The 17,710-nt window shown below is 69.4% G+C and carries 13 protein-coding genes; 4 read left to right on the top strand and 9 right to left on the bottom strand.

Annotated features, from left to right (window positions below):
• Window positions 1-89: 89 nt before the first annotated feature.
• The 3 genes from JMF86_RS12050 to JMF86_RS12040 all read right to left on the bottom strand — a co-directional run bounded on the left by JMF86_RS12050 (window position 90) and on the right by JMF86_RS12040 (window position 3,195).
• Window positions 90-773, bottom strand: coding sequence for an HAD family phosphatase (locus JMF86_RS12050; protein WP_041489236.1), 684 nt, complete (start codon window positions 771-773; stop codon window positions 90-92).
• A 96-nt stretch (window positions 774-869) separates the two neighbouring features.
• Window positions 870-2,279: an argininosuccinate lyase gene (gene argH, locus JMF86_RS12045; protein WP_011545952.1), complete on the bottom strand. Its 1,410-nt coding sequence runs from the start codon at window positions 2,277-2,279 to the stop codon at window positions 870-872.
• Between the two features lie 106 nt (window positions 2,280-2,385).
• On the bottom strand, window positions 2,386-3,195 hold the full coding sequence (locus JMF86_RS12040) for a helix-turn-helix transcriptional regulator (RefSeq protein WP_011545950.1): 810 nt from the start codon (window positions 3,193-3,195) through the stop codon (window positions 2,386-2,388).
• Between the two features lie 226 nt (window positions 3,196-3,421).
• Here JMF86_RS12040 and JMF86_RS12035 point away from each other — a divergent pair, with 226 nt between their 5' ends.
• On the top strand, window positions 3,422-4,174 hold the full coding sequence (locus JMF86_RS12035) for a class I SAM-dependent methyltransferase (protein ID WP_011545949.1): 753 nt from the start codon (window positions 3,422-3,424) through the stop codon (window positions 4,172-4,174).
• A 134-nt stretch (window positions 4,175-4,308) separates the two neighbouring features.
• On the opposite strand, the gene ppc is transcribed toward JMF86_RS12035, so the two are convergent.
• Window positions 4,309-7,338: a phosphoenolpyruvate carboxylase gene (gene ppc / locus JMF86_RS12030; protein ID WP_027805226.1), complete on the bottom strand. Its 3,030-nt coding sequence runs from the start codon at window positions 7,336-7,338 to the stop codon at window positions 4,309-4,311.
• A gap of 208 nt (window positions 7,339-7,546) precedes the next feature.
• Here ppc and hemC point away from each other — a divergent pair, with 208 nt between their 5' ends.
• Genes hemC through JMF86_RS12015 form a run of 3 tightly spaced genes read left to right on the top strand, consistent with a single transcriptional unit; the run spans window position 7,547 to window position 11,711 of the window.
• Window positions 7,547-8,551, top strand: a complete 1,005-nt coding sequence (gene hemC, locus JMF86_RS12025) for a hydroxymethylbilane synthase (protein WP_011545947.1) — start codon at window positions 7,547-7,549, stop codon at window positions 8,549-8,551.
• A complete protein-coding gene (gene hemDX / locus JMF86_RS12020) occupies window positions 8,551-10,521 on the top strand; it encodes a fused uroporphyrinogen-III synthase HemD/membrane protein HemX (protein WP_054928040.1) in 1,971 nt (656 codons plus the stop codon). The genes hemC and hemDX overlap by 1 nt, the downstream gene beginning before the upstream one ends.
• A 2-nt stretch (window positions 10,522-10,523) precedes the next feature.
• Complete coding sequence (locus tag JMF86_RS12015) at window positions 10,524-11,711, top strand: heme biosynthesis protein HemY (RefSeq protein ID WP_011545945.1); 1,188 nt, start codon at window positions 10,524-10,526, stop codon at window positions 11,709-11,711.
• Between the two features lie 98 nt (window positions 11,712-11,809).
• Here the strand turns inward: JMF86_RS12015 and JMF86_RS12010 are convergent, their stop codons facing one another.
• The 5 genes from JMF86_RS12010 to JMF86_RS11990 all read right to left on the bottom strand — a co-directional run bounded on the left by JMF86_RS12010 (window position 11,810) and on the right by JMF86_RS11990 (window position 17,480).
• Entirely contained in the window at window positions 11,810-13,036 is a 1,227-nt protein-coding gene (locus tag JMF86_RS12010) for an alpha/beta fold hydrolase (RefSeq protein WP_011545944.1), read from the bottom strand.
• Window positions 13,033-13,446 (bottom strand): helix-turn-helix domain-containing protein, encoded by a 414-nt coding sequence (locus JMF86_RS12005; protein WP_011545943.1) that lies wholly within the window; start codon window positions 13,444-13,446, stop codon window positions 13,033-13,035. Before JMF86_RS12005 ends, JMF86_RS12010 begins: the two co-directional genes overlap by 4 nt.
• A gap of 250 nt (window positions 13,447-13,696) precedes the next feature.
• Window positions 13,697-15,001 (bottom strand): MFS transporter, encoded by a 1,305-nt coding sequence (locus JMF86_RS12000; RefSeq protein WP_006478124.1) that lies wholly within the window; start codon window positions 14,999-15,001, stop codon window positions 13,697-13,699.
• A 195-nt stretch (window positions 15,002-15,196) separates the two neighbouring features.
• A complete protein-coding gene (locus tag JMF86_RS11995) occupies window positions 15,197-15,955 on the bottom strand; it encodes an SDR family oxidoreductase (protein ID WP_011545942.1) in 759 nt (252 codons plus the stop codon).
• Window positions 15,956-16,040: 85 nt separating this feature from the next.
• Window positions 16,041-17,480, bottom strand: a complete 1,440-nt coding sequence (locus JMF86_RS11990) for an aldehyde dehydrogenase family protein (RefSeq protein WP_011545941.1) — start codon at window positions 17,478-17,480, stop codon at window positions 16,041-16,043.
• Window positions 17,481-17,710: the final 230 nt, after the last annotated feature.

Genomic DNA, 17,710 nt, shown 5'->3' with positions numbered 1-17,710 from the left:
AGGACGCGCCGCTTTCGAGTGGGCGACACGACGAAACGGGCACCCTCGGGTGCCCGTTTTGCATGGCGCGGCGTATTGCCTACGCGGGCCTACGCGGGCTGCGACGTGCCCTGCAGCCCGAACCACGACGGCACGAGCGCGACCGCATCGTCGAGCGACGCGAGCACGTGCAGGCTCAGCGCGACGATCTCGGGCGTCGGCGCCTTCAGGTCGGGCACGGTGACGACGGCAGCACCCGCGCTGGCGGCCGACTGCGCGCCGAAGTCGCTGTCCTCGAACGCGACGCACGCGTGGGCCGGCACGCCGAGACGCTCGGCCGCGAGCCGGTAGACGGCCGGGTCGGGCTTGCCGCGCGCGACTTCGTCGCCGCCCGCGATCGCACGGAAGAACGGCAGCACGCCGACCGCGCCGAGCCGCGCGCGGATCACGTCGCCCGCGGACGACGACGCGACCGCGCACGGAATGCCCGCCCGCGCGAGCGTTTCGAGCAGCTCGAGCGCGCCCGGCTTCAGCGGAAACTTCGGATGGGGTTCGGGGGCGGCGAGTTGCTCGCGCACGCGGATGCGCACCGCGTCGAACGTATCGGGGTCGCCGATCAACCGCGCCAGGATCACCTGGCCCTCGGCGAACGACCGGCCGACGATCTGCAGGTAATCGATCTCGGTCAGCACGACGCCGTGCGCATTCGACACGTCGATCCACGTGTTCATGATGGTCCGCTCGGAATCGACGAGCAGGCCGTCCATGTCGAAGAGCGCGGCGGAAAAGGTCATCGGGGGCATCCGTGAAGCGGGGAAAGCAGCGGGCGGCGCGAGGGCCGCCCGAATGAAAAACGGACGCCGAAGGCGTCCGTCCGGAACCGCAGGCCGTTACTTGGCCAGCGCGGCGCGGGCCGCCTTGACGGCCGCACGCACCTGATCGGGCGAGGTGCCGCCCGGATGGTTGCGGCTCGCGACCGACCCTTCGAGCGTCAGGTAGCCGAACACGTCGTCGCCGATCAGGTGCGCGACGTTCGGCAGTTCCTGCTTCATCTCGTCGAGCGTCAGGTCGGCGAGGTCGATGCCGCGGTCGTCGCAGATCTTCACCGCGTGCGCGACGGCTTCGTGCGCGTCGCGGAACGGCAGGCCGCGCTTGACCAGGTAGTCGGCGAGGTCGGTGGCGGTCGAGAAGCCCTGCAGCGCGGCCGCGCGCATCGCGTCCGGCTTCACGGTGATGCCGGCGACCATCTCGGCGAAGATCCGCAGCGTGTCGGCGACGGTGTCGACCGTGTCGAACAGCGGTTCCTTGTCTTCCTGGTTGTCCTTGTTGTACGCGAGCGGCTGGCCCTTCATCAGCGTGAGGAGCGCCATCAGGTGGCCGTTCACGCGGCCGGTCTTGCCGCGCGCGAGCTCGGGCACGTCCGGGTTCTTCTTCTGCGGCATGATCGAGCTGCCGGTGCAGAAGCGGTCGGCGATGTCGATGAAGCCGACGCGCGGGCTCATCCACAGCACGAGTTCTTCGGAGAAGCGCGACACGTGCGTCATCACGAGCGCGGACGCCGCCGTGAATTCGATCGCGAAGTCGCGATCGGACACCGCGTCGAGCGAGTTCGCGCAGATGCCGTCGAAGCCGAGCGTCTTCGCGACCGCGTGACGGTCGATCGGGTAGCTCGTGCCCGCGAGCGCGGCCGCGCCGAGCGGCAGGCGGTTCACGCGGGTGCGGCAGTCGCGCATGCGTTCGGCGTCGCGCGTGAACATCTCGACGTACGCGAGCAGGTGGTGGCCGAACGTGACCGGCTGCGCGACCTGCAGGTGCGTGAAGCCGGGCATGATCGTATCGGCGTTCTGTTCCGCGAGGTCGATCAGCGCGCCGCGCAGGTCGTTCAGCAGGCCGCCGATGCGGTCGATCTCGCCGCGCAGCCACAGGCGGATGTCGGTCGCGACCTGGTCGTTGCGCGAGCGGCCCGTGTGCAGGCGCTTGCCGGCATCGCCGATCAGCGCGGTCAGGCGCGCCTCGATGTTCAGGTGGACGTCTTCCAGGTCGAGCTGCCATTCGAATTCGCCGCGCTCGATCTCGCCCTTGATCTGCGCCATCCCGCGTTCGATCGCGGCGAGGTCGTCGGCGTTGATGATCTTCTGCGCGGCGAGCATGTTCGCGTGCGCGAGCGAGCCGGCGATGTCGACGAGCGCGAGGCGCTTGTCGAAAAACACCGACGACGTGTAGCGCTTGACCAGCTCCGACATCGGTTCCGAGAAGCGGGCCGACCAGGCCTCGCCCTTTTTGTGCAGTTGGGACGTCATGGCGATTCTTCGAAGGGGAGTTGGGCGGCCGTGAGCCGCCGAGGGAATCCCGCGATTCTAACATTCGCGGGCCGGCCGACCGCCGCCGGCGCGGGGGCCGGCGCGCTCAGTCGCGCACCAGCACGACGAGCTTCAGGTCCTCGCGGTGCGTGGGCTTCAGCGTGATCTGCTGGTACACCAGACGGCCATCGGCCGGATGGTCGAATTCGCGCAGGCCGCCTTCGCGCTCGAACACGTCCTGCGACGCCCAGTACTGTGCGAACGCGTCGCTGCCGGTGGTCAGCGCGTCGATCAGCGCGCGCGTCGGCGCGTCGGTCAGGTGGCGGATCGCATCGGCGCGGAATTCGGCCGCGAGCCGCCGCGCGCGGGTGTCCCAGTCGACGATCAGCGTGCGTGCGGCCGGCGACATGAACGTGAAGCGCAGCAGGTTGCGGTCGTGCTCGTCGTCGAGCCAGCCGGAAAAGAGCGCGGCGGCCGGCGCGTTCCACGCGAGCGCGTTCCATTGGCGATCGAGCACGTAGGCTGGCGTCGCGATGGCCGCGACGGTGGCGGCGAGCGTCGGCGGCAGGTCGCCGCCCGCGACGTCGGGCTCGGCCGGGTCGCGCTGCGCGGCCAGCTCGAACAGGTACGCGCGCTCGGCCTTCGACAGCTGTAGCGCGACGGCGATCCGGGCGAGCGCGTCGGCGGAGGCCGACACGGGCCGGCCCTGTTCGATCCACGTGTACCAGGTCGGGCTCACGCCGCACAGTTGCGCGACTTCCTCGCGCCGCAGCCCCGGCGTGCGGCGGCGCGGGCCGGGCGGCAGGCCGACCGCCTGCGGCGACAGCCGCTCGCGGTGGGCGCGGATGAATTCGCCGAGCGCGCGGGCGGGCGTGGCGTCGAGCGGCGGGACGGGGGCGGAGGACGGCTGGTTCATGCGGAAACGGCGAAGTGGAAGCGAAAACGCGGCAACGATCGAACGATCAGACAGGTGGATCGAATACCAGAATAACTACTTAACTTGTACTGGTACAAGCGCAGGCCTATTGTAGCGGCTCGCGCGCTGGCAGGGCAGCGGGCGTCCCACACAATGCGATGCACGGGGCCGGATCGCGCGCTGAAGCGCCGGGATCGGCCGACTGCATCAAGGAAAGGAGCGAACGATGAAACACCACGACCAGGTCGCCGACGCATTCGGCACGACGGCCGCCGCCTATCTGACGAGCACGGTTCATGCGACGGGCGCCGACCTGCAGACGCTCGCCGACGCGGTGAGCGCGACGCCCGACGCCGCGGTGCTCGACCTCGGTTGCGGCGCCGGCCACGCGAGCTTCGCGGTCGCTCCGCACGTGCGCGACGTGGTCGCGTACGATCTCGCCGCGCCGATGCTCGCGACCGTCGAAGCGGCCGCGCGCGAACGCGGGCTCGCGAACGTCCGCACGCAGCAGGGGCCGGCCGAGCGGCTGCCGTTCGACACCGCGACGTTCGACTGGGTCGTGAGCCGGATGAGCGCGCACCACTGGCACGACATGCGCGCGGCGCTCGCCGAGGTGCGCCGCGTGCTGAAGCCGGGCGGCCGTGTGCTGATGATCGACATCGCCGGCAACGACCATCCGCTGCTCGATACGTACCTGCAGGCCGCGGAAGTGCTGCGCGACGCGTCGCACGTGCGCGACTACCGCGCGGACGAATGGCTCGCGATGTTCCGCGCAGCCGGTTTCGACGCGCAGGTGCACAGCCGCTGGCGGCTGCCGATCGATTTCGATACGTGGGTCGAGCGGATTCGCACGCCGGCCGACAGCGTCGCCGGCATCCGCGCGCTGTGGGCGCATGCGCCCGACGAGGTGCGCACCTATTACGCGGTGCAGCCCGACGGTTCGTTCGAGCACGATGCGTTGCTGATCGACGCGCACTGAGCGTGCGGCGCGCGCCGCGCCGCTTTGCCGTTGCGCCATTTCGTCGCCGCATGAAAAAAGCCGCGATACGCATGAACGCGTATCGCGACTTTCGTGATTCCGGCTGGCGCCGAACACACCCGGCGCCCGCGGAATCAGCCGGTGTTGCGCAGGCCGGCAGCGATCCCGTTGATCGTCAGGTGAATCCCGCGGCGCAGCCGCGCGTTCGTGTCGCCCGCGCGGTGACGCTTGATCAGCTCGACCTGCAGGTGATTGAGCGGATCGAGATACGGGAAGCGGTTCTTGATCGAGCGCGCGAGCAGCGGGTTGGTCGCGAGGCGGCCTTCCTGCCCGGTGATTTCCGCGAGCGCCCGCGACGTGCGCTCCCATTCCGCGACGATCCGCTCGAACACGTGCTTGCGCAGCTTGCGGTCGGACACGAGCTGCGCATAGCGCGACGCGACCGCGAGATCGGTCTTCGCGAGCACCATGTCCATGTTCGACAGCAGGTTCGCGAAGAACGGCCAGGTCTTGTTCATCTTCTTCAGCAACGTGACGCGCTTCGCGCGCTCGGCGTCGTCCTGCGCGCCGTCGAGATACGCGCTGACCGCGCTGCCGAAGCCGTACCAGCCGGTCAGCAGCAGCCGGCACTGGCCCCACGAGAAGCCCCACGGAATCGCGCGCAGATCCTCGATCTTGCGCTGCTTCGGGTCCTGCAGCTTGCGCGACGCCGGGCGGCTGCCGATGTTCAGCTCGGCGATCTCGGTGATCGGCGTCGACGAGAAGAAGTAGTCGGTGAAGCCCGGGGTTTCATAGACGAGCGCGCGGTACGCGGCCATCGCGGAATCGGACAGCGTCTGCATCGCGGCCTCGAACGCGGGCAACTGCGCCGGTGCGTTCGATTGCGGCAGCAGCGACGCCTCGAGCGTCGCGGCGACGACCGTCTCGAGGTTGCGCCGGCCGATCGACGGGTTCGAGAACTTGCTCGCGATCACCTCGCCCTGTTCGGTCAGGCGGATCTGGCCGTTCACGGTGCCCGGCGGCTGCGACAGGATCGCCTGGTAGGTCGGGCCGCCCCCGCGGCCGACCGTGCCGCCGCGGCCGTGGAACAGCCGCAGCGTGATCTTGCGCTCGCGGAACAGGTCGACGAGCGCGAGTTCCGCGCGATACAGCTCCCAGTTCGACGTGAGGAAGCCGCCGTCCTTGTTGCTGTCCGAGTAGCCGAGCATCACTTCCTGCTCGGCGCCCTGGTGCGCGATCAATGCGTCGATGCCCGGCAGCGCGAAGTAGTCGCGCATGATGCGCGACGCGTCGCGCAGGTCGGGGATCGTCTCGAACAGCGGGATCACCATCAGGCTGTTCTTCGCATGGCTGCCCGGCACGCCGAGCGTGCCTTCGAGCAGGCCCGTCTCCTTCTGCAGCAGCAATACCTCGACGAGGTCGCTGACGGTTTCCGTGTGCGAAATGATGTAGTTGCGCACCGCACGCGCGCCGAATTGCGCGCGGACCTCGCGCGCCTTCTCGAACACGCCGAGCTCGCTCTGCGCGAGCGCCGAGTATTCGAGGTACGGCGAGCGCAGCGGGCGCGGATCGGCGAGCGCGGCGAGCAGCACGCGCAGCTTGTCTTCCTCGGCGAGCGCCGCATAGTCGGCCTCGACGCCCGCGCGCGCGAACAGCTCGGCGACCACCGCTTCATGGATGTCGGAACTCTGGCGCAGGTCGATGCTCGCCAGATGGAAGCCGAACACTTCCGCCGCGCGCACGAGCGGCGCGAGACGCGGCGCGGCGAGCGACGCGCCGTGGTGTTCGTCGAGCGACGCGGTCAGCACCTTCAGATCGGCGACGAACGCTTCGGAATCCTCGTACGGAATCGCCCGCACGGGCGGCGCGCCGCGGCCCGCGCTGCGCACCGGCACCGTGCCTTCGCCGAGACGCACGCGCGCGCTTGCGGCGAGCCGCGTGTAGATGCCGATCAGCGCGCGGCGATACGGTTCGTCGACGCGGTGCGGCGACTGGTCGGGCGACGCGGCCGCGAGCGCCTTCACCGCGTCGTTCGCGCCGACCAGCAGGTTCGACACCGACAACTCGGCGCCTAGCTTGTGCACCTGTTCCAGATAGTGTTCGAGGATCACCGCGGCCTGGCGGTTGATCGCCTCGTCGAGCGTCGCCGCGGTCACGTTCGGGTTGCCGTCGCGGTCGCCGCCGATCCAGCTGCCCATCTGGAAGAACGCGGGCACGCGCGCGGACAGGCCGTGCTCCGCGAGCGCGGCCTCGATGTCCCCGTACAGCGCGGGCAACTCGTCGAGGAACGTCGCGCGGTAGTACGACAGCGCGTTCTCGATCTCGTCGCCCACCGTCAGGCGTGCGTCGCGCAGCATGCGCGTCTGCCACAGCGCGGTCACGCGCGCGCGCAGCATCGTTTCGTTGTACTGGCGCTCGCGCGCGGTCAGTTCCTGGTCGCGCTCGGCGAGCAGGCGCGCGATGTCGTGCTGCGCGTCGAGGATGCTCTTGCGCTGCACTTCGGTCGGGTGCGCGGTCAGCACCGGCACGATCAGCGCATCGTCGAAGAAGCGTTGCAGCAGGCGCTTCGACGCGTTGCCGGTGGTTTTCAGCTGGTCGAGCGCGTACGCGACCGTGCCGGGCTGCGGCGCGGAGCCGGCCAGCGCGTGGATGCGGCGGCGGCGGTTGTGGTGACGGTCTTCCGCGATGTTCGCGAGGTGCGAGAAATAGCTGAACGCGCGCACGACGCTCACCGTCTGCTCCGGCGTCAGCTTGCGCAGCTTCTTCTCGAGCGTCTGCGCGGCTTCGCTGTCGTCCTCGCGACGGAACTTCACCGCGGTCTGGCGGATCGTCTCGACCACGTCGAACACGGTATCGCCTTCCTGTTCGCGCACGACGTCGCCGAGCAGGCGGCCGAGGAAGCGGATGTCCTCGAACAGCGGGCCGTCCTTGTCGTCGCGCGTGCGGGTGCCGGCCTTCGGCGCGACGGCATTGCGGGCGGCGGGGCTCGTGGCTTTCGTCGTGCGTTTTGTCTGACGTATCGGGTCTTTCGGTTTCGTTGCCGTGGGTTTCGTTGCCGTTTTCGCACGGCCGTTCGCGGCGGTGGCGACGGTGTCCGTCGAGGCATCGGGGGAGGGCAAGGCAGCATTGCGGCGCGCCGTACGCGCCGATCCGGAAGACTTCACGATGGGTTTCCTTGGGAAAGCTCGAGTCAAAAGGAACTGCGGAAACTGCGGGAACTGCGGTCAAGCAACCAGCTACGTGCGGCACATCCGCACAACGGCGCCGCGACCCGCGCGGAAGCAGGCCGGGCGCAGGCTCCGGGCCCGGGCGGGCCGGGGCGTGCGTGCTACCATTGTTCGATCTTCAATCCCGTCCTTCGATGTTCCAGCAATGAATTCCGAGACCCCCGCGGCCGGGCCGCAGCAGGCACAGCCGCCCGCGACGTTGACGATTGCTTCGCGCGAGAGCCGCCTGGCGATGTGGCAAGCCGAACATGTGCGTGATGCGCTGCGCAAATTATATCCAGCTTGTGACGTGAAAATCCTCGGGATGACGACGCGCGGCGATCAGATTCTCGATCGCACGCTGTCGAAGGTCGGCGGCAAGGGCCTGTTCGTGAAGGAACTGGAAGCCGCGCTGGCCGACGGCCGCGCCGATCTCGCCGTGCATTCGCTGAAGGACGTGCCGATGGCGCTGCCCGACGGCTTCTCGCTCGCCGCGATCATGGAACGCGAAGACCCGCGCGATGCCTTCGTGTCGAACGACTACGCGTCGCTCGACGCGCTGCCGGCCGGCGCGGTCGTCGGCACATCGAGCCTGCGTCGCGAGGCGATGCTGCGGTCGCGTTATCCGCATCTCGAGGTCCTGCCGCTGCGCGGCAACCTCGACACGCGGCTCGCGAAGCTCGACCGCGGCGACTACGCGGCGATCATCCTCGCGGCCGCCGGCCTGAAACGCCTCGGCCTCGAAGCGCGGATTCGTGCGCTGCTCGACGTCGAGGCCAGCCCGCCCGCGGCGGGCCAGGGCGCGCTCGGCATCGAGATCGCCGCGCACCGCGACGACGTCGCCGCGTGGCTCGCGCCGCTGCACGACCCGCAGACCGCGCTCGCGGTCGAGGCCGAGCGGATGGTGTCGCGCGCGCTCGGCGGCAGTTGCGAGGTGCCGCTCGCCGCGCACGCGGTGTGGCGCGCGGGCGAGCTGTACCTGACGGGACGCGTGTCGACCACCGACGGCAAGCGCGTGCTGACGGCCGAGGAATGCGGCGCGGTCGTGACCGTCGCCGATGCGCTCGCGCTCGGCCGCGCGGTGTCCGACGAACTCGAGGCGCAAGGCGCGCTCGACATCGTCCAGGCGCTGCTCGCGAGCTCGCAGGCCGCGGGCAAGGGCGACGCCTGATGGCGGGCGGCGCGCGCGCGTTCACCGCTGTCCTGACGCGTCCGGACGGGCAGTCCGACGCGCTTGCGGCGCAACTGGCCGATGCCGGCTGCGACGTGCTCGAATTCCCGCTGATCGATATCGCGCCGGTCGACGATCCGGCGCCGCTCGACGCCGCGTTCGCGGCGCTGGCCGACTACGCGCTGGTGATCTTCGTGTCGCCGAACGCGATCGACCGCGCGCTCGCGCGGTACGACGCGATCTGGCCGAATGCGCTGCCGGTCGGCGTGGTCGGGCCCGGCAGCGTCGCGGCGCTCGAGCGCCACGGCATCGCGGCGCCCGCGCATCGCGTGATCGCGCCGCAGGCGCCGGCCGACGGCGGCGTGCCCCATTACGATTCGGAAAGCCTGTTCGCGAGCATCGAAGTCGCGTTCGGCGGCGCGCAGGCGCTCGCGGGCAAGCGCGTGCTGATCGTGCGCGGCGACGGCGGGCGCGAATGGCTCGCCGAGCGCCTGCGCGAGGCCGGCGCGGATGTCACGCTCGTGGCCGCGTACCGGCGCGTCGTGCCGGAGCCGCGCGTCGGCGCATGGGAGCGCGTGCACGCGTTGCTCGACGGCCAGCCGCATGGGTGGCTCGTCACGAGCTCGGAAGGCGTGCGCAACCTGCACGAGCTTGCGCGGGCCCATCTGAACGAGGCCGAGATCGATGCGCTCAAGCATGCGCCGCTCGTCACGCCGCACCCGCGGATCGAGCAGACCGCGCGGGCATTGGGTTTTGATAGGATTACGCTGACCGGCGCGGGCGATGAGCGCATCGTCCGCGCGTTTCGAACGATGGCCGACGAGGCCGTCCAACCGGCGACAGCCGTACCGGTGACTAAACGCATGACAGATACCAACGATTCCAAAAGCGTCGCTTCCCAGCCGGCCCCTGCATCCGCACCGCCGTCCAGCCCCCCTTATCTCGCGCCCGAGCCGCGTGCGCGCCGCGGCGGCAGCGCGGTGCTGTGGTTCGTCGTCGTCGTGCTCGGCTGCGCGGCGGGTGTCGGCGGCTACGCGCTGAACCGCAAGATCGACCGGCTCGACGGCACCTTCGTCGCGCGCCAGAAGGCGCTCGACGCGCAAGCGGCCGAAACGCGGCTGAAGACCGAGCAGGCGCTCGCCAGCACGCACCAGGTCGACACGCAGCTCGCGCAGCTCGACGGCAAGCTTGCCGATGCGCAGAGCGCGCAGCAGGCGCTGCAGCAGCAATACCAGGACCTGTCGCGCAACCGCGACGCGTGGATGCTCGAGGAGGTCGACCAGATGCTGTCGAGCGCGAGCCAGCAGCTTCAACTGACCGGCAACACGCAACTCGCGCTGATCGCGCTGCAGAACGCCGACGCGCGTCTCGCGACGTCGCAGAGCGCGCAGGCCGTCACGGTGCGCAAGGCGCTCGCGCTGGACATCGAGAAGCTGAAGGCTGCGCCCACCGCCGATCTCACCGGCCTCGCGATCAAGCTCGACGACGCGATCGCCAGGATCGACGCGCTGCCGCTGTCCGGCGAGGCGATCGTGCCGCACGCGGCGCCGAAGGCCGCGCCGGCCGACACCGCGTCGTCGGTCGCCGCCGGCGAGCCGCGCTGGAAGGTGTGGTGGCACGACTTCTCGGCCGGCCTCGGCCAGCAACTGAAGGGCCTCGTGCAGGTGCGCCGGATCGACAACGCGGACGCGATGCTCGCGTCGCCCGACCAGGGCTACTTCGTGCGCGAGAACGTGAAGCTGCGCCTGCTGACCGCACGGCTGTCGCTGCTGGCGCGCAACGACAGCGCGATGAAGGCCGACCTGCACGCCGCACAGGCGTCGCTCGGGAAGTATTTCGATCAGGCGTCGAAGGACACGCAGACCGTCGAGGATCTGCTCAAGCAGGTTGACGGCGCATCGCTGACGGTCGCGGTGCCGAACCTGAACACGAGCCTGAACGCCGTTCAGCAGTTCAAGAGCCGGGGGTAACGATGACGCTTCGAGGAATCGTCTGGCTCGCGGTCCTGTTCGCGATCGCCGCGGCGCTCGCCACCGTCGGCCGTTTCGACGCGGGGCAGGTGCTGCTCGTCTATCCGCCGTACCGGATCGACGTGTCGCTGAACCTGTTCGTGATCGCCATCGTCGTGCTGTTCATCGTCGTGTACGCGCTGCTGCGCATCGTGCGCAACATCTGGCGCATGCCGCAGCGGGTCGCCGCGTATCGAGCGCGTTCGCGCAACGAGAAGGCGCAGGCGTCGCTGCGCGATGCGATCGCGAACCTGTACGCGGGCCGCTTCTCGCGTGCGGAGAAGGCCGCGCGCGAAGCGCTGACCGTCGACGCGAACCTGGGCGCCGCGAGTCTCGTCGGGGCCACGGCCGCGCACCGGATGCACGAGTACACGCGCCGCGACGACTGGCTGTCGAAGGTCGACGCGCCCGAATGGCAGGATGCACGGCTGCTCGCCGCGGCCGACATGCGCGCGGACGCCCGCGACGCCGACGGCGCGCTCGCCGCGCTGGCCGACATGCAGGCCGGCGGCAAGCGCATTCATGCGCAGCAGGTCGCGTTGCGTGCCCAGCAGCAACTGAAGAACTGGGCCGAAGTGCTGAAGCTCGCGAAGGCGCTCGAAAAGCGCGAGGCGCTGCATCCGGCCGCGGCCGTGCGGCTGCGCCAGCAGGCAGCGGAAAACCTGCTGCGCGAACGCCGGCACGATCCGGACGCGCTGCTCGAAGTGTGGCAGTCGCTGTCGCCGGTCGAGCGCCAGTCGCCGCGTCTGGCCGATCTCGCGGCCGAGCTGCTGGTGCCGCTCGAGCGCCGCAACGAAGCGCGCCGCATCGTCGAGGACGCGCTCGCGCACAACTGGGATGCACGCCTGCTGCGCCGTTATCCGGACACGGCCGGCGCCGATGCGCTGCCGCTGATCCAGAAGGCCGAAGGCTGGAAGAAGGATCATCCGGAAGATGCCGACCTGCTGTTCGCGCTCGGCCGCCTCTGCCAGCAGCAGCAGCTGTGGGGCAAGGCCCAGTCGTTCCTCGAATCGGCGCTGAAGCTGGCCGACAACGAGGCGCTGAAGGTGCGGGCGCATCGTGCGCTCGCCCGCCTGTTCGAGCACCTCGGCGAAACCGACAAGGCCGCGAAGCACTACCGCGAAAGCGCGCTGGCGATTACCGTCGTGTGACGCTGCGCGGCAGCTGCGCTGCGTACAAAGCCCCGAACGCCGATCGGCCTTCGGGGCTTTTTTTCGCCTGTGGCGAGGCAGGGGCGGCCCGCAGCGCGTTACGCGCCGAGCCTGCGCAGCAGGTCGTCCTCGCTCGCGACGAACCAGACCGATTTTCCGCGATTGCACTCGCGAACGAGCGCGCGCAGCGCTTCGCTGCGCGCGAGCCGGCGGTCGATGTCGCCGACCACGCCGAGCCGGACGCCGTAGTTGGTCAGCTTTTGCAGCACGGCGCCGGCCAGCCCGCTGTCGAGCCGGTAGAAGTCGTCGTGCAGCGTGTCCGCCGCGACCGCGATCCAGTCGGCTTCATGCTCGTGCGCGAGCGCGACGAGATCGAGCGCGTCGCTTTCCCGTTGCACGAGGCCGGCGGAAGGATCGCGGACCAGCACGCGGCTGCCGGCGGCCTGAACGATTCGATGGGGCATGTCGAGCGTGTCCGTCGATGAGAGAAAAGTGCGCACGGTGTCGCGCTGCCCGCGGATGAAGTGAGGCTGCTCGGGAAGAAGCCGCACCTGCGCGTGCGGCACGAGGCGCGTCAGGCGATCCTGCGTGTCGCGGGAATCGAGCATCACGTCGCGGCCTCCGACGATCGCCAGCACGGGCATCGACAACGTGCGGAGCATGGTGTCGTCGAATACCGGAATCGGCTCGATGCGCGGCCGGAAGCCGCGGTCGACGGCGCGCATCAGGGCGAGCGCGTCCCGTTCGGCCGGCGTCGATGCGGGTGGCAGGCGACCCAGCACGCGCCGCCGCACGCATGCGCGCCCGGCATCGCCGAGCAGCAACAGCGGCAGCGCCCACCACAGAAACGGCTTCTGCCTGCCGATGCCGGACGGGCAGAGCAGCGCGAGCCGGGTGACGCGCGGCGGCCGCCGCAACGCAAAGTCGAGCGCCGTTCGCGCGCCGAGCGAGATGCCGACGAACGCGGCGCGCGACACCTGCAGGCCGTCGAGCACGTCGTCGAGCCACTGCGCATGGGCGTCGCCCGCGAGCGGCGGGCGTGACGGCGCGCTCGGTCCCGCTTCGCCGATCACGTCGATCGCGTAGAGCCGGAAGTGCGTCGCCCAGTCGGTCGCGTGATGCTGCCAGCTTGCCGCCGTCGTCTGTGCGCCGTGGATCAGCACGACCGGCGGCGCGTGTTCGGGACCGCAGGCGATGACGTGCGTCGCGCCATGACGCGTTTGCACGGTGACGCGCCGATGCCCGGCCGGCCAGTGCGACAGCGCGGCCGCGTACGCGGCGCGAATCGCGCGGGCATGGCGGGATGACTTGAAGATTGCGCTCATGTCCCGCTTTGCTGCAGCAGCATGTCGAGCGACGACATCAGCGCGGCCGTGTCGGCCGGTGTCGCGGTCACGATGATCTTGACCATGCTCGAGGCGGGATCGAACGTGACGTCGATTCGCACGGGGTCGACGTACGATGTGCGGCCGGACGCCAACGCGTGCAGCGACCGCGACAGGTACTGGTGCAGCGACTGCGACGCATCGGGAATGTCGACGATGCTGGTGACGCGCACCGCACGCGGCGCGGGCGAGGCCGGCTCCGTCCGGGCGAACGCGGCGAGGTCGGCCTCGAGGATGCGGTAGGCACGGCCGACCCGCGTCGCGCGCAGCTTGCCGTCGCGAATGAACCGCAGGACGGTCTTCGGATGGACGCGCAAGCGGGCGGCAGTGTCTTCGACGGTGTGGAACATGAGCTATCGACGATTCCTTAATTATCTTTATTGTTCCATATATAAAGGAGCATAAGGGAATAATTTGGGTGATAAAGGGGCTGCCGTCGGATGGGCGAGACACTCGGCCGATCCGGGTTGTGCCCGTCCGGAATTGAAAACGCCCCGGCGACCGGCCATGCCGGACGTCGGGGCGTATCGGGGAGAAACGGGCCGGGAATCGGCCGGCGTGTTCGATCGATCCGGGCGCGCCTTTACGCGCCGCGCGTCGTCACTTGTCGACGAGCCGCTTCGGCACCGACAGCGCCAGTAGCCCGCCGAGCACGAGGAACCCGGCCAGCATGTACATGCCCGCATCGTTGGTGCCCGTCACCTGCTTGAGCCAGCCCATCAGGTACGGGCTCAGGAAGCCGGCGAGGTTGCCGATCGAGTTGATCATCGCGATGCCGGCGGCGGCGGCCGTGCCGCCGAGGAACGCGGTCGGCAGGCTCCAGAACAGCGGCAGCGTCGTCAGGATGCCGATCGTCGCGAGCGTGAGGCCGAGCATCGCGAGCGCCGTCTGGTGCGCCCAGATCACCGACAGCACGAGGCCGACCGCGCCGATCGCGGCCGGAATCGCGAGGTGCCAGCGGCGTTCGCGGCGCTTGTCCGCGCTGCGCGCGATCAGGATCATCGCGACCACCGCGGCCGCATACGGAATCGCCGACAGCAGGCCGATCATGAACGTGTCGGTCACGCCGGTCGCCTTGATGATCGTCGGCAGCCAGAAGCCGACGCCGTAGAGCCCCATCACGAACGAGAAATAGATCAGCGCCATCAGCCAGACGCGCGGGCTCGACATCACGGCGCCGAGCGGCAGGTCCTCCTTGGTGGCTTCCTCCGCGTCGACGTTGCGGGCGAGCAGCGCCTTTTCTTCGTCGGTCAGCCACGTCGCCTTCGCGATCCGCTCGTCGAGGGTGAAGAACACGAGCACGCCGGCGAGCACCGACGGAATGCCTTCGAGCAGGAACAGCCATTGCCAGCCGTGCCAGCCGCTCACGCCGTCGAACGCCTTCAGGATGAAGCCCGAGATCGGCCCGCCGATCACGCCGGACAGCGCGACGGCCGTCATGAAGAACGTCGTCATCCGGCCGCGCCGGTGCGCGGGATACCAGTAGGTGAGGTAGAGGATCACGCCGGGGAAGAAGCCCGCTTCGGCGACGCCGAGCAGGAAGCGCATCACGTAGAACATCGCGGGCGTCGTGACGAACATCGTCAGGATCGAGATCACGCCCCATGTCGCCATGATGCGGGCGATCCACACGCGGGCGCCCACCCGGTGCAGGATGATGTTGCTCGGCACCTCGAACAGGAAATAGCCGAAGAAGAAGATCCCGGCGCCGAGCCCGTACACGGTATCGCTCAGGTTCAGGTCGCTCGCCATCTGCAGCTTCGCGAACCCGACGTTCACGCGGTCGAGATACGCGACCACGTAGCACAGCAGGAGGAGCGGCACGAGCCGCCACGACACCTTGCGGTAGGTTGCTTCCTCGAATGCGCCGGACGAGCCCGGCAGCGACTGCGTCGATGTTGCCATGTTGTCTCCTGTCGATCCAGGTTAGCGCTTTAGCGGTTACCTGAGTCCCATGCTTTGCGGTCGATCGAGGTCGGCGCTTGGGCGGCTACCTCGATCCGATGCACCGCTGTCGTTGTAGTGGGCCGGAGCAGGCGTGGTGGTGCCCGATCCGGTTTCGTGCGAAGCAAGACGGGCCGATCGTGCGGCCCGGTACGACTAGATGCAGCGCCCGCCGTCGACTTCGAGGCAGACGCCGGTGATGAATTCGGCTTCGTCGGATGCAAGATAAAGCGCGGCGTTCGCGATGTCCTGCGGCGTCGAGAAGCGGCCGAGCGGGATCGTCGCGAGGAAGCGGCGGCGATTGTCCGGGGTGTCCTCGCAGCCCATGAACTCGGTCATCAGCGCGGTTTCGCCGAGCACCGGGTTGATGCAGTTCACGCGGATACGGTCGGCGCCGAGCTCGGCCGCGAGCGACTTGCTGGCGGTGATCATCGCGCCCTTCGTGCTGTTGTACCAGACGAGGCCCGGGCGCGGGCGCACGCCGGCCGTCGATGCGACGTTCACGAACACGCCGCCGCCCTGTGCGCGGAAGTACGGCACGAAAGTCTGCACGCACCAGAACAGGCTCTTCATGTTGACCGCGTACACGCGGTCGAATTCGGCTTCCGTCACGTCGAGCACGGGCTTGTTGCGGTGCGTGGTGCCCGCGTTGTTCACGACGATCTGCACCGCATGGAAATCCTCGAGCGCGGCCTGCAGCAGCGCGCGCCAGTCGTCCTCTTTCGACACGTCGCCGGCCACCGCGATCGCCTTGCCGCCCGCGAGCGCGATCTCGCTCGCGACGCGCTCGGCCGCCGCGCCGTTCAGGTCGTTGACGACGACGTTCGCGCCTTCGCGCGCATAGGTCTTCGCGATGCCTTCGCCGAACCCCGAGCCGCCGCCCGTGACGATGGCCGTCTTGCCGCTCAACCGCATGGTGTGTCTCCTGTGCTGGTGACGAGGATCGTCGCGTGTCGACGGGCTGCCGGCCGCTGCCGGCTGCCTGTCGCGTGCCGTGCGCTCAGCCGTGCCGGATCGCGATCGTCTTCAGCGCGGTGAAACCGTACAGGGCCTCGAAGCCTTTCTCGCGGCCGTGGCCCGAATGGCCGACGCCGCCGAACGGCAGTTCGACGCCGCCGCCCGCGCCATAGTTGTTGATGAATACCTGGCCCGCGCGCAGGCGCCGCGCGAGCCGCATCTGGCGCGCACCGTCGCGGGTCCAGATGCCTGCGACGAGGCCGTACGGCGTGCCGTTCGCGAGCGCGACGGCTTCGTCCTCGTCGACGAAACGCATGGCCGCGAGCACGGGGCCGAATACTTCCTCCTGCGCGAGCCGATGCGACGGCGGCACGTCGCGCAACAGCGCGGGTGCCTGGTAGAAGCCGCTTTCGGGCGCGTCGGCGACCACCTGCCCGTGCGCGGCCATCGGAATGCCGTCGTGCTGCGCATCGGACAGGAAATCCCACACGCGTTGCTGCTGCTTCGCGTTGATCAGCGGGCCGCAGTCGAGATCGGCGCGGCTCGGGCCGACGCGCAGCCCGTTGAACGCGGTGGCGAGGCGCTCGACGAGCGGCTCGTACACCGCGCGCTCGATCAGCACGCGGCTGCCGGCCGAGCAGGTCTGCCCGCCGTTCTGCACGATGGCGGCTACGAGCACGGGCAGCGCGGCGTCGAGATCGGCATCGGCGAACACGATTTGCGGCGACTTGCCGCCGAGTTCGAGCGTGACGGGCACGTGGTTCTCGGCCGCCATCTGCGTGACCAGCTTGCCGGTGGCCGGCGAACCCGTAAACGAGATGTGGTCGATGCCCGGATGGCGCGCGAGCGCGGCACCCGCTTCATGGCCGTAGCCGGTGACGACGTTGAGCGCACCGGCCGGCAGCCCGACCTCGGCGGCCAGCTCGGCGACGCGCAGCACGGACAGGCACGCATCCTCGGCCGGCTTGACCACGCACGCGTTGCCGGCCGCGAGCGCCGCGCCGACGCTGCGCCCGAAGATCTGCATCGGGTAGTTCCACGGCACGATATGGCCGGTGACGCCGTGCGGCTCGCGCACCGTCAGCACCGTGTAGCCGGCCTGGTAGGGGAGGGTTTCGCCGTGCAGCTTGTCGGCGGCGCCCGCGTAGAACTCGAAGTAGCGCGCGAGCGCGGCGGCATCGGCGCGCGCCTGCTTCAGCGGCTTGCCGGTGTCGCGCGCCTCGATCGTGGCGAGCTCCTCGATCGAATCCGCCACGCGCGCCGACAGCCGCATCAGCACGCGGCCTCGTTCGGCGGCGCTGGCGGCGCCCCAAGGGCCCGCGAACGCGTCGCGGGCCGCGGCGACCGCGCGTTCGATGTCGGGCGCGGTGCCGCGCGCGATCGTCGCGAACGGCTGGCCGTCGGACGGATCGACGACCGCGATGGTTTCCAGTTGCGCGGGCAACGTCCATTCGCCCGCGATGAAATGCTTCGCCTCTTCCATGCCTCCTCCTGTCGACCCAAGTTAGCGCTTTAGCGCTTACTTGGGTCCCATGCAACGCGAGTCGACCCAAATTAGCGCTTTAGCGCTTACTTGGGTCCCATGCAAAGCGGTCGACCCAAGTTAGCGCTTTAGTGGTTACTTGGGTCCCATGCATAGCGGTCGACCCAAGTGAGCGCTTCAGCGCTTGCCCGGGCTCCATGCTTTGTGGTCGACGTGCAACAGGCCGCCGC

The organism is Burkholderia sp. E168m15 (assembly GCF_016586105.1).
Lineage (GTDB): Bacteria > Pseudomonadota > Gammaproteobacteria > Burkholderiales > Burkholderiaceae > Burkholderia > Burkholderia orbicola.
The sequence above is the reverse complement of the archived record's forward strand: the minus strand, read 5'-3'. Positions and strand labels throughout refer to the sequence as shown.